This window comes from Haloactinopolyspora alba (assembly GCF_003014555.1).
GTDB classification, from domain to species: Bacteria; Actinomycetota; Actinomycetes; order Jiangellales; family Jiangellaceae; genus Haloactinopolyspora; species Haloactinopolyspora alba.
Map to the genome: position 1 here is coordinate 45,814 of NZ_PYGE01000025.1, position 13,059 is coordinate 58,872.

Here is a 13,059-nt window from a genome sequence, read left to right on the forward strand (position 1 = left end):
GCGCACCCGGTCGCCAGACAGACCAGTGCCCGCCGACCTACCGCGAAGCAGACGGCGAGCACCAGACGAGAGGAAGTGTACCGATGGAGCACACACCGTCGAAGAAGACGGAAGCCGAGTATCACCCATACGCCGAGTGCCTCGAAGAAGGCTGCGGCTGGCGCGCCGAAATGTCGCCTGCTGCCCGTGATGCTGCCAAGCACCACGTGCGCGCCCCCGGGCACCACGCGCACGTAGTCACCACCAAGGTAGCCCTCTGGGGACCGCGATGAGTGCGGCGGCGGTTCTGCTGGGTATCGCACTGGCCGCGGCTCTGATCGCCGGGACGTGGATGGCGCGCGGCCGTGTCGACCGGGTGATCCGCGACGGCGACACGATCATCCTCGACGCGGTCTGGCAGGTCTGCGACGCGCTCGGCTGGCCCGGCGAGCTCGGCGGCCGGCTGCGCGAGGTCGTCGACGAGCAGCCGCACCAGCCAGTACCGGATGCCTCGGAGATCGACGAGCCGGTGGTCGGTGGCTGGACCCCGCCGCGGGACTTCGTCCTGGACGAGCGCAACGAGCGCATGGTCCCGATCCTGCCCGCTCTCGAGCCGGAAGGGACCGCGTCATGACCTACCCGAATCTGGCCGCCGGCATCCGCAGGCAGCACGTGCTCGACGAGATCGAGGACGAGCGCGACCGTCAGGACGCGAAGTGGGGCGAGCAGAATCACCGCGACGGCACCGTCGCGCAGCTCGAGGACCGCGCGATCAAGGCGCGGGACGAGCGCCGCGACGCCGCGGCCGGCGGCTACGTGACGTGGCTGCACATCCTTCACGAAGAGTTCTGGGAGGCGGCGTCACAGCCGGACCCGGCCAAGCTGCGCGCCGAGCTCGTCAAGGTGTCTGCCGTCGCTCTCGCGTGGGTCGAAGCGCTCGACCGGCGCGCCGCCTGGAAACGGGGTGAGCAGCCATGACTGCGCGCATCGTGACGCAGCCGGCGAAGCGTGGTGACCTGATCGCCGTTCTCCGGCAGCAGCGCACCCATGGCGCCGCGGGCGCGTCGACTGAGGACCAGATCGACGTCGGCGTGGTGACGAACATCTACCGCGACGGGATGGTCAAGGCGTTCCGCCAGGTCGGCTGGAACGCGATCCGGCCCCTCGAGCACGTCGTCGGCTACGTCCAGCACTGGGTGATGCCGGCCACGTCGATCGACGTCGGCGCGGCAGTCGAGATCGCGGCCGCGCACACCTACCCGAACTCGACTCAAACGATGCCGTTCGCCTCGCTCGACGAGCTGCGCGCGGCCATCCGCCCCTGCCTTCTCAACACCTCCACAGGAGTGACCGCATGACCCTCGCACCCAGTGCCGGCCCGATGGCGCCGGACCTCGACCTCGGCGCGTTCGTCGAGACCGTCGACACCTTCACGAACAAGAACGGCGAGGTGGTGATCACCCGCCACGAGAACGGCTGGACGGTCAAGGGTCGCAACTCGCGCACCGTGAGCCCGGGCCAGGAGTTCCTCGCCGAGATCAGCGACTGTACCGAGTGCCCGCGCCGGGAGAAGCCCGGCACCCGGAACTTCGGCCCGCGGCCGGTCTGTAAGACCTTTCACGCCTGGGGCGGGGACCACAGCACGAAGCATTTCACGCGGGACTACTGCCACGAGCTCGGTCACATCGATCGGGTCCAGGTCCTGGCCCAGAACGTGCTGAGGACGTACTGATGACGGCCGCGGAGATACCGGTCCCGACGGCCGTGAGCGTGCAGCCCGAGCCGGACGGGCGGCTGGCGCAGCTGCTCGGCGAGTACGACGCGGCGAAGGCGTGGGCCGATGAGGCGAACGCCCGGTTCGAGGCGGTGAAAGACGGCATCAAGGCCGAGCTCGCCGCCGCGGCGCCGGGCGTCGATCAGGTCGACGTCGCGAGCCCGTCGCTGCAGCAGCCGCTGCGGCTGGTGCACGTCGAGCGGTGGTCGCTGGACTCCAAGCGGATGAAGGCCGAGGACCCCGAGAGCTACGTGCGCTACGCCCGCAAGTCCGGCACGTGGCAGCTGCGTGCGGTGAAGTGATGACGACGACACCGGCCGAGTTCATGGGAGCGGCGCCGGCGCCGATGAACGGGTCGTCGCCGTGGGCGTCGCGGTATGCGGCCGAGCTGCGCCAGATCGTGACCGGGCATGCCGTGCGGGCGCCGCGGAACGTGCAGAAGCATCTCGGGCCGTCGGAACTCGGCTCGGTGTGCGACCGCCAGGTGGCCGGGAAAATGGCCGGCCTGCCCACGACGAACCACGTCGCGGACCCGTGGCCGTCGATCGTCGGCACCGCGGTGCACGCGTGGCTGGCCGAAGCGTTCGAGGCCGAGAACACGCGCCGCGGGTTGCTGCGGTTCGTGACCGAGACGCGGGTCGTGCCACACCCGAACCACTCCGGCACCGCCGACCTGTACGACGCGGGCGAGCAGGCCGTGGTCGACCACAAGGTGCTCGGCGAGACGTCGATGACCAAGGTCCGCGCATCCGGCGGGCCGCCGCGGAAGTACGTCGTGCAGCTGCTGCTGTACGGGCTCGGCTACCGCCGGCTCGGCCTGCCGGTGCAACGGGTGGCGCTGGCCGCCTACCCGCGCACCGCCGCGACCCTCGACGGTCTCTATGTCTGGGAGCGGCACTATTCCACCGCCGACGACGAGCTACTCACGGAGGTTTTCACCCAGACCGAATACCGCAAGCAATGGGCGGACGCCCTACTCGCGAATGCCGCTGCCCTGAATGACGTTCCGAATTCTCCTGACGACTCCGAATGCTACTTCTGCCCGTTCTATCGACCGCAATCCGCCCGTGATCAAGGCCCGGGATGTCCGGGCACCGTCAACCCGAAAGGACCAGGTCAATGACCTACCCGCAGCAGTTCCCTCAGTACCCCCAGTACCCGCAGCAGCCCGCGCCGCAGTACCCTCAGCCGCCGGCCCAGCCGATGGGTCAGCCGTATCCGCAAGCTCCGCAACAGCCGCCGGCGCAGCCTCTCGCGAAGGGCTCGCTCGACGAGTTCTTCGGCCAGCCGTCCGCGGGCGGAGGTCCCGCGATCAGCTGGAAGGGCAAGCCGGACGGTACGACGTACATCGGGATCGTGTCCCGCGAGGTCACGTCCGGCGACGTCCAGCAGGAGACCGACCCGCAGACCGGCCAGCCGAAAACCTACCGCGACGGCCGTCCCCGTTTCGTCATGATCGTGCCGCTGCACGTGCAGGCCAACCAGGAGTTTCCCGAAGGGCAGGCCCGGTGGTACGTGCGTGGGCAGGCTCGTGACGAGCTCGTCCGTGCGATGGCCGAGGCGGGTGCACCGTCGGGCCCGCCCGAGGCGGGCGCGGTCATCACCGTCACGCTGACCGGACGCCGTGGCAGCGGCGGCGGGATCCCGTCGAACGTGTTCGCGGTTCGCTACCAGCGGCCCGACGGCGCGACGGCTCAGCCGCCGGTCCCGCAGACCGAGCAGCCGGCACCCCAGCCGCAGCCCGCTCCCGTCCAGCAACCGCAGCCACAGCCGCAACCGCAACCGCAGTACGCCCAGCCTCCGGCACCGGCTCCGGCCGCTCCCGCGCCGCAGGCGCCGACCGCCCCGGCGCAGCCTGCTCCGGAAGGTCTCAGTGCCGAGCAGCAGGAGCTGCTGGCCAAGCTGACCGGTGGAGGTCAGGGGCAGTGACCACGATCGCGGGTGAGCTGACCGCCGACGGCGAGCACATCGTGCTCGTCGCCGGTGGGTCGGACGTCGACGTCGCCGCGGCGGCCCGGCAGCTGAAGCTGCTGACGCCGCTGATCTCGCAGTCGGACCCGCCCGGCGCGGTCACCCTGCCCGCGACGTGGCCCGCGGTCGTCCAGTTGACGCACGTCTACGGCGTCAGCTGGCGGCCCGGGCCGCGGCTGGTCGAGTGGACGCAGGAGGAGATCCGGCGCCGCAACGGGGGTGCGCCGGATCTCGCGTATACACCGCCGGACGGGCTGACGCCGTATCCGTGGCAACTCGAGGGCGCGCAGATGATCGCGTCGGTCGGGAAGGTGCTGCTGACCGACGAGCCCGGCACGGGCAAGACCATCACCGCAATCCTCGGCATCGTCGAGCGTGGCGGGCAGGACGATCCGGTGTGGCCGGTGGTGTGCGTCGTACCGGCGTCGGTCGTCGATCCGTGGGTCGAGGCGTGGCGAACGTGGGCGCCGGCCAGGCGCACAGTCGCCTGGCGCGGCACCCCGGCGCAGCGACGCAAGCTCGCCGGTACGGCCGACGTGTACGTTGCCAGTTACGACACCGCGCGCATCGACGCGCCACCCGAGGCGCACAGCCGCGGCGGCCGCCCCCTGCTCGACCTCGAGCCCGGCGCGGTGGTCGTCGACGAGTGCCACCTGATCAAGAACCAACGGTCACTGCGCTCGCTCGCGGTGCGCCGGCTGACCCGGCACGCCGACACCGTCGTCGCGTTGTCGGGCACGCCGATCACCCACCACCCGGGCGACCTGTGGCCGACGCTGGTCGCGCTCGAGCCGGCGGCCTGGCCGTCGCGTGAGCGGTGGGTCGACCGGTACTGCCAGAGCGTCTCCGGCGACTATGACGAAGAGATCATCGGGTTGCACCCGCACCGCGAGCCGGAGTTCCGCACCACGCTGCTCGGCGCCACCCGGCGTGTGGCGAAGGCCGACGTGCTCAGCCAGCTGCCGCCGAAGGTGTACTCGGTGCGCACGGTGGAGTTGCCGCAGGCGTGGCGCAAGATCTACGACGATGTCGAGTCGAAGATGCTCGCCGAGCTGCCCGACGGCGAGGAGCTGTCGGTCATGTCCGTGCTGGCTCAGCTCACGCGGCTGTCGCAGCTGGCCTCGGCGGCGGCGGACATCGCGGTCTCGACGGAGGTCGACGAGGACGGTGTCGAGCACGAGCACGTCACCGTCACGCTGAAGCGCCCGTCATGGAAGGTCGACGCGCTGCTCGAGGTTCTCGCCGAACGCCCCGGACAGGCCGTCGGCGTGTTCGCGCCGTCGCGTCAGCTCATCACGCTGGCCGGCGAGGCCGCGGCCAAGGCTGGCTACCGCGTCGGCTACGTCGTCGGCGGTCAATGCATGACCGAGCGCACCGAGACCGTAAACGCGTTCCAGTCCGGCGAGCTCGACGTCATCTGCTGCACCACCGGCGCCGGCGGCGTCGGGCTCACCCTCACCGCCGCGCGCACCGCGGTGTTCCTGCAGCGACCGTGGTCGATCGTCGAGGCGATGCAGGCCGAGGACCGGTTCCACCGGATCGGCTCCGAACAACACGACTCCATCGAAATCGTCGACGTCGTCGCCGCGCGCACCATCGACACCCGCGTGCGCGCCGTCCTGCGCGAGAAGGCCGGCCAGCTCGGCGACCTGGTCCAAGACCCACGCATCGTCACCGAGCTGCTCGGCGGCACACCCGAATCCACGCCAGATCGAAAGGCGGCGTAGGCATGGCGATCGCAATAGCTGCCAAGATCACGATTCTCAAGATGCTCGCCTCCGGCCGGGACGCGGAGTTCGTCGCCTCGGCTGTACCGGACGCCGGGCTGACTGCCAGCGGCGTGGAGCACCTCGGCGCGGAGCACGGTTACCCGGACCGCGACAAGCTCGCATGGGCCGTAGACATCCTCGAGAAGCAGAAGCTCCGCGAGGCACGCGCCGAGGTGCCGCCGGCGAAGGCGTCCGCACCTGCCCGCCGTGTTCACGCCGCTGAGACGACCGGATTCCAGAATACGGCCTCGGACGTGAACCATGATCGACTGGATTCCAGTCGCCGTGAACCCGCGCCGCCGGCGGTCGACGAGCTGATCGCCCAGGCACGGGAGAGCGGCAAGGCGCGCACTCGCAACCTCGGCGCCAGGATCGAAGGCCTCGTCGACGACCTGCGTCGCCGGCTCGACTCCGAGGAAGAGGAGGCGCGGCAAGCAGCCGAGCGTGAGGCCGAGCGGACCGCCGCCCTCGAGGAGGTCCGCCGGCTCGAAGAGCAGCTTGAGGCGGCGCGGAAGAAGGCGCGGAAGTTCAAGAACGCTCCCGGTGGCAACGGCCGTGCCGCCGTCACCCGCTCACCGTCGGCCGAGTCACGCACACCAGGCGGCAAGGCGGCCCAGGCCGCGCTCGACTACAACGCCGCCGAGGTCCGCGCGTGGGCACGCGAGAACGGCATCGAGTGTCCCACCCGCGGGCGGTTCTTACCCCGGGGTGTCGTCGACGCGTGGAGGGAGGCGACAGCGTCATGACGTGCGTGGTCTGCGATCGCGCGATGCGGCCGAAACGCGCCACCCCCGCTGACTATCCGGGAACGGTGCCTCTCGGTCACCACGGCATGTGCAGCGGCTGTGCTCGTCGACGAGCTCGCGGCGTCTCCGGTCCCGCCGGCACCTACGACCCGGCGTACGTGGTGGGAGAGGTTGACCACCTGATCGGCACCGACGAGCCGGACAACATCGCGCGCCGCCTCGGCTACGGCCACCTCGACTCGCTTACGAGCGTGCTCACGCGCCAGCACCGGCACGACTTGGTCGAACGACTCACGAGGACGGAGCAGCTCGCATGAAGATCGTCGGAGTGGGTCAGTCCAACTTGACGGAGAACGTCTTTGAACGCTTGGTATCCGAGAGATCGGGCTCGCAGTGCCAGGTCACTGTAACTGCCGGATTGCGGCGAGCGTCTTCAACGCGGATCCACAACCGCTCGAAATACCCCCGCGGGAACTCGCTGAACCGAGGGGTCTGGCCGTCCGGCAATTCGAACTGGATGCCGTACGCCGATCCGTTGCCCTCGTTCCGCACGTCGAATTCTCCGTTACCGCGTGATTCGGGCTGCAAGTCCACTTGCGTGCTTCGGCGGTCTTCCAGCGCAATTCTGTCGCGTTCTTTCTCGACTTCCAGCGCCTGTTCTCCGGTGCGTGCTGAGCGCTCGGCAGCATTTGCGGAACGCTTGGCTATCAAGATCGACGCGACGCCGACGATCCCGCCGACCATGCCGATGATGTCTGCCCAGTCCATGAGGCAGACGGTAGCGGACAGCCAGGACGAAATTGAGCCAAACCGGTCGGTTAGCGCATGAAGATCGTCGGAGTCGACCCGGGCCCGGTGCCTGGCATCGTCGCGTTGCTGGTCGACCGTACCCACATCACCGAGGTGCACGTCGCGCAGTGCTCGCCGGTGCTGGCGCTCGACGTGGTGAAGCTGCTGCTGGACGACGGCCCGCCGGCGCTCGTCGCCGTCGAGAAGTTCGTCGTCAGACAGCGCGCCGCGCGCTCACGTAGGCCCGACGCGGGCGAGGTCACCCGCGAGCTGATCGGAGCGATCGCCGACGTTGTGCTCGGCACCGACGACCGAATGGTCCAGCGCCCGGCCGCTGCGGTGAAGCCGTGGGCCACCGACGAACGTCTCGACGCCGCCGGGCTGCTCACCACCACGAAGGGCATGCGCCACGCCCGCGACGCAGCCCGGCACGCCCTGTACGCCGCGGTCCGCGACGGCGGACTGCCCGATCCTCTGAGCCGAAAGGGCCATGCATGACACCAGACCAGATCGAGGCCCTGAACGTCGCGCGGGCGCTGGCTTCGGCCGGCGTCCCGATCTTTGTCGCGTACCCGGACGAGACCGAGCCGACGGGGTACAAGCTGCCGCCGCGGTGGCAGGACACCAGACCGGACCCGGCCGTGGTCGAGGTGTGGCGGCCGGGCATGGCGCTGTGCGCGGTGATGGGCTGCGGGCTCGACCTCGTCGACGTCGACCTGTACAAGGGCGCCACCCTCGACGCGATCGACGCCAAGCTGCCGACGTCCTACGGCTCGGCGGTCAGCGCCTCCGGCGGGGTGCACTCGTTCGTCCGCTCGATGGGCGTGCGGTCGAAAAACGGCGTGCTGCCCGGGCTGGACATCAAGGCTGGCGCCCCGGACGGGCGCGGCCGCGGCTTCGCGTTCATCGCGCCGACGGTGCGGGTGTCGAAGTCGACCGGCCAGCCGAGCGCCTACCGATGGGTGCAACCACCCGATCTGGCGCGGCTCGCGCAGTCCGGCCACGACCAGTCCGGCCACGACCAGTCCGGCGCCGCGCTGGCGCGGATGCTCGCCGAACCCGCGCACACCGACACAACCGGCACGGTCGAGGACTTCATGAAGACCGGGCCGTGGCAGTCGCTGACGGCGAACCCGGAGGCGTTCTTCGCCGACGGCCGGAACAACGGGGTCGCGAAGCTGGCCGCCGCGCTGCGGGGGCGTGGCGGCTGGCAGTCCGACGACGCGGTCGCGGTGATGTACGCGCGAGTGTGGCCGCTGATCGACCAAACCGCCGGCGGGCACGAGTTCACCGCGGACGAGTTCGAGTCGACGATCCGCGCGGCGTGGCGGCAGTACCCGGACGGCGCCGAACAGCGCGCCGTCGAGGCCGAGACGCCGCCGGATCCGGAAGCGCCGCAGCCGAACCCGGGCCGGTACTTCACCGAGAAGGGCAGGCTCAAGCCGAAGACCCTCGCCGGTGACGTCATGTACCTGGGCCCGTTGGCCAAGGGCGTCGACGACCGGGTGTGGCGCTACGCCGACGGCGTGTGGCGCCCGGCACCGGACATCATCCGCGACCGCGCCACCCACCTGCTGGGCGAGCGGTACTCGGTCACGGCCACCGGCGCCGCGAGAGACATCGTGCTGGCCAACGTCACCGAGATCACATGCGATCCCGTCGAGCCGCTGATCAACTTCCGCAACGGACTGCTGGACTGGCGCACCGGCACCCTGCACCCGCACGACCCGGCCGTGCCGTCCACCGTGCAGCTGCCGATCGACTACGCACCGGACGCCGCCGCGCCGCACTTCGAGCGGTTCCTGTCGCAGGTCGTGCCGGCCGACATGGTCGAGCTGGCGTGGGAGCTGATCGGCTACCTGATGTACTCCGGCAACCCGCTGCACAAGGCGGTCATGCTCACCGGGCACGGCCGCAACGGCAAGGGCACGTTCCTGCGCGTCATCACCGCGCTACTCGGCCGGGCGAACATCACCAACGTCAGCCTGCACGACCTCATGAACACCCGCTTCGCGACGGCGTCGCTGTTCGGGAAGCTCGCCAACATCGCCGGTGACATCGACGCCGGCTACCTCGAGAACACCGCCACGTTCAAGGGCATCACCGGCGGCGACACGATCTCCGCCGAGCACAAGGGCCGCGACCGGTTCGACTTCACGCCGTGGGCCGTGCCGGTGTTCAGCGCGAACAAGATCCCGGCCTCGGCCGACACCACGGCCGGCTACCTGTCCCGCTGGTTGGTGGTGCCGTTCCCGCACTCGTTCGCCGGCCGCGAGGACCGCCACCTCGGCACGCGGCTGCAGTCACCGGACGAGCTCGCCGGCATCGCCGCCCGCGGGATCGCCGCCCTGCCGCGGCTGCTCGAACGCGGTGACTTCGAGGAGACCGAATCCGGCAGCACCGCGATGGCCGAGTTCGTCCGCCGCGTCGACCAGGTCCGCACCTGGCTGCACGACTGCACCGACCTCGACCCCGCACACCCGTGGGTCGGCCGCACCGACCTGTACGAGGCGTATAAGCGGTGGGCCGCACGCGACGGCCACAAGCCCGTCAAGGCGTCGGAGTTCTACGACCGGCTCGAAGCCGCCGGCGCCGAACCGGCCAAGGTCCGCGGAGTACGCGGCTTCAGAGGCATCCGGATCACCGATCAAGGGTGGGCACAGGGGGCAGCGCTCACTGCACCGAGTCTGACCGGCGACAACGCAAATCAGGGGGCAGAGGGGGCGGGCAATCCGAACTGGAATTCGGCTCAGGAATCCGGCGACATCCAGGGGGCAGGTGCTCGGCCCGCATCTGCCCCCGCACCTGCCCCCTCGCCCCCGAAAGACCCAGATGTTGCGGACAGCGCAACAGATGACTCCCGGGGGGCAGACGCACCTGCCCCCACCTTGACCGGCGAAAACGACACCCAGGGGGCAGAGGGGGCAGATACTCCCTACCCCCCGCACGCGCGCGGGCGTGTGAGAGACGAAAAAAAGCGGGTAGGGGCTGTACCTGCCCCCTCTGCCCCCTTGATCAACAAGGATTCGGCGCACTCGGCGCGAATCACCGCGACCCTGCTGGGTGACCCGCCGCCGGCCGAGTCGGAGCAACCAAGCCCGAAAGCCGCAGCCCGGGCGGCGGCGCGGGAAGCCGCCGTCGCGGACGCAGCCGGCGCCGACGTGGCCTTACCCGCGGTGGTGGTGCGCGATGGCACGACCACACCGATCCAGCTCACGCAGGCCGCCGAGCTTCTCGCCACCGTCACGACCGCCGGGCAGGCGCTCACTGTCGATGTCGAGACCACCGGCTTCCCGGTCGGGCACGCCGAGTACGCGCTGCGAACCGTCCAGCTGGGTACCGCTGACTTCGCCGTTGTCCTCGACGCGACCGACACAGGGCAGGCTGAGGCCGCGCGCACGGCGCTCGCGGCCGCGGCGCGGTTGCACGCGCACTCCGCGACCGCGGATCTGGTGCCGCTCGCGCACGCCGGACTGATCGACCCCGGCGCTGGCTGGGAGCGGATGCACGACACGGTCATCCCGGCCAAGCTCGCCGACCCTGCCTCGACCGGATCCGATCCCGGGCTCAAGCAGCTCGCCGGCGCCGTGCTCGACGAGCGCGCCACGGCGCCGGGCGCCGACGACGCCCGCACGGCATTGTTCAAGGCCGGGAAATGGCTCACCAACACCAAGGCCGACACCCCGGCCGAGCGGTCCGGCTGGGCCCAGGTCAACCCGGCATGCGCGACCATGGTCCGCTACGCCGCCTCCGACGTCCTCGACACCGCCGCCCTGGCGCTCGAGCTGCCACCGGTGCAGCCGGGCGTACTCGAGCGCGAACGCACGGCGCAGCGCATGACCGCCCGCGTCGCGCACCACGGTCTGCGCATCGACGGCGAGAACGTCGAGCAGCTGCACGCCGAGCACACCGCGGCCCGGGCCGCGGCCGCCGGGCGGGTGGAGGCATTCGGCGTCGATAAGCCCGGCAGCGGCCAGCAGCTCGCCGCGAAGCTGATCGAGCTCGGCGCCGAACTCCCGCGTACGGCCACCGGCCGGCCCTCGGTGGCCGAGGGAGTGCTCGAGCCGATGCGCGGCACCGCGGGCGCGGTCGGCGAGCTGGTCGCGGCCGTGCTCGACTACCGCCACCACGACACCGCGCTGGGCACGTTCCTCGAGCCTTACCGCCAGCTCGTCCAGCACGGCGACGGCCGCGCCCGCCCCACGGTGTACACGCTCGGCGCCGACACCGGCCGCATGTCCTGTGTGCGGCCGAACCTGCAGCAGGTCCCTCGAGAAGGTGGGTTCCGGTCCTGCATCACCGCCGACCCCGGCATGATGCTGATCTCGGCCGACTTCTCCAGCGTCGAGATCCGGGTGGCCGCGGCCCTGTCCGGCGATCCGAACCTGCGGCGGATGCTGCTCGACGAGGAAGCCGCCCTCGCCGCTGACCCGACGGCCAAAGTCGGCCTGCATTGGGAGATCGCCCGGCAGGTGTGGGGCCCGGACGCAACCAAGGCGCACCGCTACGTGGCGAAACGCGTCGTGTTCGGTCGGATCTACGGCGGCGGTATCCGCACCCTCGCCGCCCAGGCCGGCGTGCCCGAACCGGTGGCCGCGGCCGCCGTGGACGCGCTCGACTCGATGCTGCCCGGCCTCGCCGAATGGTCTCGGCTCACCCGCGACGCGGTCAGCAACGGCAGCACGCGATTCCAGACCCACTCCGGCCGGACCATCCACCTACCGCAGCGCAACCCGCACAAGGCGCCCAACTACTGCATCCAGGGCACCGCGCGGGAGCTGCTCGTCGACGCGCTCATCAAGTGGCAGGACACACCCTGGGGCGACCGCGTCCTACTGCCCGTGCACGACGAGCTCGTGGTCATGGTGCCCGAATCGGACGCCAAAAGCGCCGCGGACGCCCTCGTGACGTGCATGGAGACCGAGATCGGCGGCGTACGCATCGCCGCAGACCCCAGCACACCCTCCTACGCCTGGGACGACGCGGCATGAACAGGGGAGCCAACGTGACCGAGCAGACCGACCAGGGCCGGCCGTGCATCGTCTGCGGCCGGCGCCCACTCGCTGAGGACGAGCTGCAGACGCACGTCCACTGCATCAACACTATCCGGCGCCAGACGATCACCATCGTCGATCTGTACGCACTCCTGTCCGCCGCGATCATGACCCGCGCCGGCGCCGCGCCGCCGCTCGACCCGACCGGGATCCGCGGCGACAACGACCACATCCCGGGCGGCGACGCACTCGTCATGCTCGCCGGCGGGTCCGGGCGCTGGCACTACGACGACCGCACCGAGGTCGACTCCGTTGTGGGCAACCTCGCGCGCTGGGAGGACGACTGGCGCGAGCACTTCGGCCTCGGTGCCAGCCGAGTAAAGGCGACGCTCACCGGGGTGACCGGGTTCCTGCTGGACAACCTCGCCCGCGCCGCGCAGTGGCACCCCGCGTTCGACGAGTTCGCCACGGACGTGCATGTCCACCACGCCGCCATAACGCGCCTTACCGGCCACGGCGACCCCACCGAGCGGGGAGCGCCCTGCCCCTACTGCGGGCGGAGGATCATCCGCCGCTACATCGACCCCGACCCATGCGATCCCGAGTGCGAGCACACCGGAGACGGCCACGACCAGGGAGGACGCCGAGATGAGTGGGTATGCTCGAACCGTGAGTGCCGATACGTCTTCGACGATGACCAGCACCGCATGGCCGTCTGGCAAGCCTGGCAGCTCAAACGGTCGGGCTGACGCCGAGGCGATCGCGTGGCTGCTCGGCGTCCGGCCCAACACGGTCCGAATGTGGGCCACCCGCGGTGCGATCGACCGCGCCGGCACCGACCACCGTGGACGCACGCTCTACGACGTCGAGCAGGTCCTCGCCGTGGCGACGACACGCGGGTACGGCGCGAGTTGTGTAGCTGCTTGACCTCGTGTGACACTTGGGCCTGACGAAGTATGTCTGAAGCCCCGCCGAGGTGCGGGGCTTTCGCACGCCGGGGGTGAGCATGGCTCACCAGATCGTGATCCGCCCCGGCC

The 13,059-nt window shown here is 70.5% G+C and carries 14 protein-coding genes; 13 read left to right on the forward strand and 1 reads right to left on the reverse strand.

Annotation, left to right across the window (positions count from 1 at the left end):
• Positions 1 to 268: 268 nt before the first annotated feature.
• From CLV30_RS23090 to CLV30_RS26725, 10 genes are all read left to right on the forward strand, one after another.
• Positions 269 to 613 (forward strand): hypothetical protein, encoded by a 345-nt coding sequence (locus CLV30_RS23090; protein ID WP_106539601.1) that lies wholly within the window; start codon positions 269 to 271, stop codon positions 611 to 613.
• Entirely contained in the window at positions 610 to 957 is a 348-nt protein-coding gene (locus CLV30_RS23095; RefSeq protein ID WP_106539602.1) for a hypothetical protein, read from the forward strand. The genes CLV30_RS23090 and CLV30_RS23095 overlap by 4 nt, the downstream gene beginning before the upstream one ends.
• On the forward strand, positions 954 to 1,337 hold the full coding sequence (locus CLV30_RS23100; protein WP_106539603.1) for a hypothetical protein: 384 nt from the start codon (positions 954 to 956) through the stop codon (positions 1,335 to 1,337). The genes CLV30_RS23095 and CLV30_RS23100 overlap by 4 nt, the downstream gene beginning before the upstream one ends.
• Positions 1,334 to 1,711: a hypothetical protein gene (locus CLV30_RS23105; protein ID WP_106539604.1), complete on the forward strand. Its 378-nt coding sequence runs from the start codon at positions 1,334 to 1,336 to the stop codon at positions 1,709 to 1,711. The genes CLV30_RS23100 and CLV30_RS23105 overlap by 4 nt, the downstream gene beginning before the upstream one ends.
• On the forward strand, positions 1,711 to 2,055 hold the full coding sequence (locus tag CLV30_RS23110; RefSeq protein WP_106539605.1) for a hypothetical protein: 345 nt from the start codon (positions 1,711 to 1,713) through the stop codon (positions 2,053 to 2,055). The genes CLV30_RS23105 and CLV30_RS23110 overlap by 1 nt, the downstream gene beginning before the upstream one ends.
• Positions 2,055 to 2,876 carry a hypothetical protein gene (locus tag CLV30_RS23115; RefSeq protein WP_106539606.1) on the forward strand — a complete coding sequence of 274 codons (822 nt, stop codon included), beginning with the start codon at positions 2,055 to 2,057 and terminating at the stop codon, positions 2,874 to 2,876. The genes CLV30_RS23110 and CLV30_RS23115 overlap by 1 nt, the downstream gene beginning before the upstream one ends.
• Positions 2,873 to 3,682: a hypothetical protein gene (locus CLV30_RS26720; RefSeq protein ID WP_170119658.1), complete on the forward strand. Its 810-nt coding sequence runs from the start codon at positions 2,873 to 2,875 to the stop codon at positions 3,680 to 3,682. Before CLV30_RS23115 ends, CLV30_RS26720 begins: the two co-directional genes overlap by 4 nt.
• Positions 3,679 to 5,451, forward strand: coding sequence for a DEAD/DEAH box helicase (locus tag CLV30_RS23125; RefSeq protein ID WP_106539607.1), 1,773 nt, complete (start codon positions 3,679 to 3,681; stop codon positions 5,449 to 5,451). The genes CLV30_RS26720 and CLV30_RS23125 overlap by 4 nt, the downstream gene beginning before the upstream one ends.
• A 2-nt stretch (positions 5,452 to 5,453) precedes the next feature.
• Positions 5,454 to 6,239 (forward strand): Lsr2 family DNA-binding protein, encoded by a 786-nt coding sequence (locus CLV30_RS23130; RefSeq protein ID WP_106539608.1) that lies wholly within the window; start codon positions 5,454 to 5,456, stop codon positions 6,237 to 6,239.
• Positions 6,240 to 6,397: 158 nt separating this feature from the next.
• Entirely contained in the window at positions 6,398 to 6,556 is a 159-nt protein-coding gene (locus tag CLV30_RS26725) for a hypothetical protein (protein WP_165358732.1), read from the forward strand.
• Positions 6,557 to 6,572: 16 nt separating this feature from the next.
• Here the strand turns inward: CLV30_RS26725 and CLV30_RS23140 are convergent, their stop codons facing one another.
• Positions 6,573 to 7,007: a hypothetical protein gene (locus CLV30_RS23140; RefSeq protein WP_106539610.1), complete on the reverse strand. Its 435-nt coding sequence runs from the start codon at positions 7,005 to 7,007 to the stop codon at positions 6,573 to 6,575.
• 57 nt (positions 7,008 to 7,064) lie between these two features.
• On the opposite strand from CLV30_RS23140, the gene CLV30_RS23145 reads away from it, so the two are divergent.
• From CLV30_RS23145 to CLV30_RS23155, 3 genes are read left to right on the forward strand one after another with little or no spacing between them, the layout of a single operon-like run.
• The gene (locus CLV30_RS23145) at positions 7,065 to 7,526 is read left to right on the forward strand and encodes a hypothetical protein (protein ID WP_106539611.1); all 462 of its coding nucleotides are present in this window, start codon (positions 7,065 to 7,067) and stop codon (positions 7,524 to 7,526) included.
• A complete protein-coding gene (locus CLV30_RS23150; RefSeq protein WP_106539612.1) occupies positions 7,523 to 12,019 on the forward strand; it encodes a phage/plasmid primase, P4 family in 4,497 nt (1,498 codons plus the stop codon). Before CLV30_RS23145 ends, CLV30_RS23150 begins: the two co-directional genes overlap by 4 nt.
• A gap of 14 nt (positions 12,020 to 12,033) precedes the next feature.
• Complete coding sequence (locus tag CLV30_RS23155; protein WP_129711102.1) at positions 12,034 to 12,771, forward strand: hypothetical protein; 738 nt, start codon at positions 12,034 to 12,036, stop codon at positions 12,769 to 12,771.
• The last annotated feature ends 288 nt before the right edge of the window (positions 12,772 to 13,059 follow it).

Coding starts and splice junctions, on each gene's coding strand:
- CLV30_RS23150 (WP_106539612.1), top strand. CDS start 7,523: ATGACACCAGACCAGATCGAGGCCCTGAACGTCGCGCGGGCGCTGGCT.
- CLV30_RS26720 (WP_170119658.1), top strand. CDS start 2,873: ATGACCTACCCGCAGCAGTTCCCTCAGTACCCCCAGTACCCGCAGCAG.
- CLV30_RS23100 (WP_106539603.1), top strand. CDS start 954: ATGACTGCGCGCATCGTGACGCAGCCGGCGAAGCGTGGTGACCTGATC.
- CLV30_RS23140 (WP_106539610.1), bottom strand. CDS start 7,007: ATGGACTGGGCAGACATCATCGGCATGGTCGGCGGGATCGTCGGCGTC.
- CLV30_RS23115 (WP_106539606.1), top strand. CDS start 2,055: ATGACGACGACACCGGCCGAGTTCATGGGAGCGGCGCCGGCGCCGATG.
- CLV30_RS23145 (WP_106539611.1), top strand. CDS start 7,065: ATGAAGATCGTCGGAGTCGACCCGGGCCCGGTGCCTGGCATCGTCGCG.
- CLV30_RS23090 (WP_106539601.1), top strand. CDS start 269: ATGAGTGCGGCGGCGGTTCTGCTGGGTATCGCACTGGCCGCGGCTCTG.
- CLV30_RS23130 (WP_106539608.1), top strand. CDS start 5,454: ATGGCGATCGCAATAGCTGCCAAGATCACGATTCTCAAGATGCTCGCC.
- CLV30_RS23105 (WP_106539604.1), top strand. CDS start 1,334: ATGACCCTCGCACCCAGTGCCGGCCCGATGGCGCCGGACCTCGACCTC.
- CLV30_RS23110 (WP_106539605.1), top strand. CDS start 1,711: ATGACGGCCGCGGAGATACCGGTCCCGACGGCCGTGAGCGTGCAGCCC.
- CLV30_RS23095 (WP_106539602.1), top strand. CDS start 610: ATGACCTACCCGAATCTGGCCGCCGGCATCCGCAGGCAGCACGTGCTC.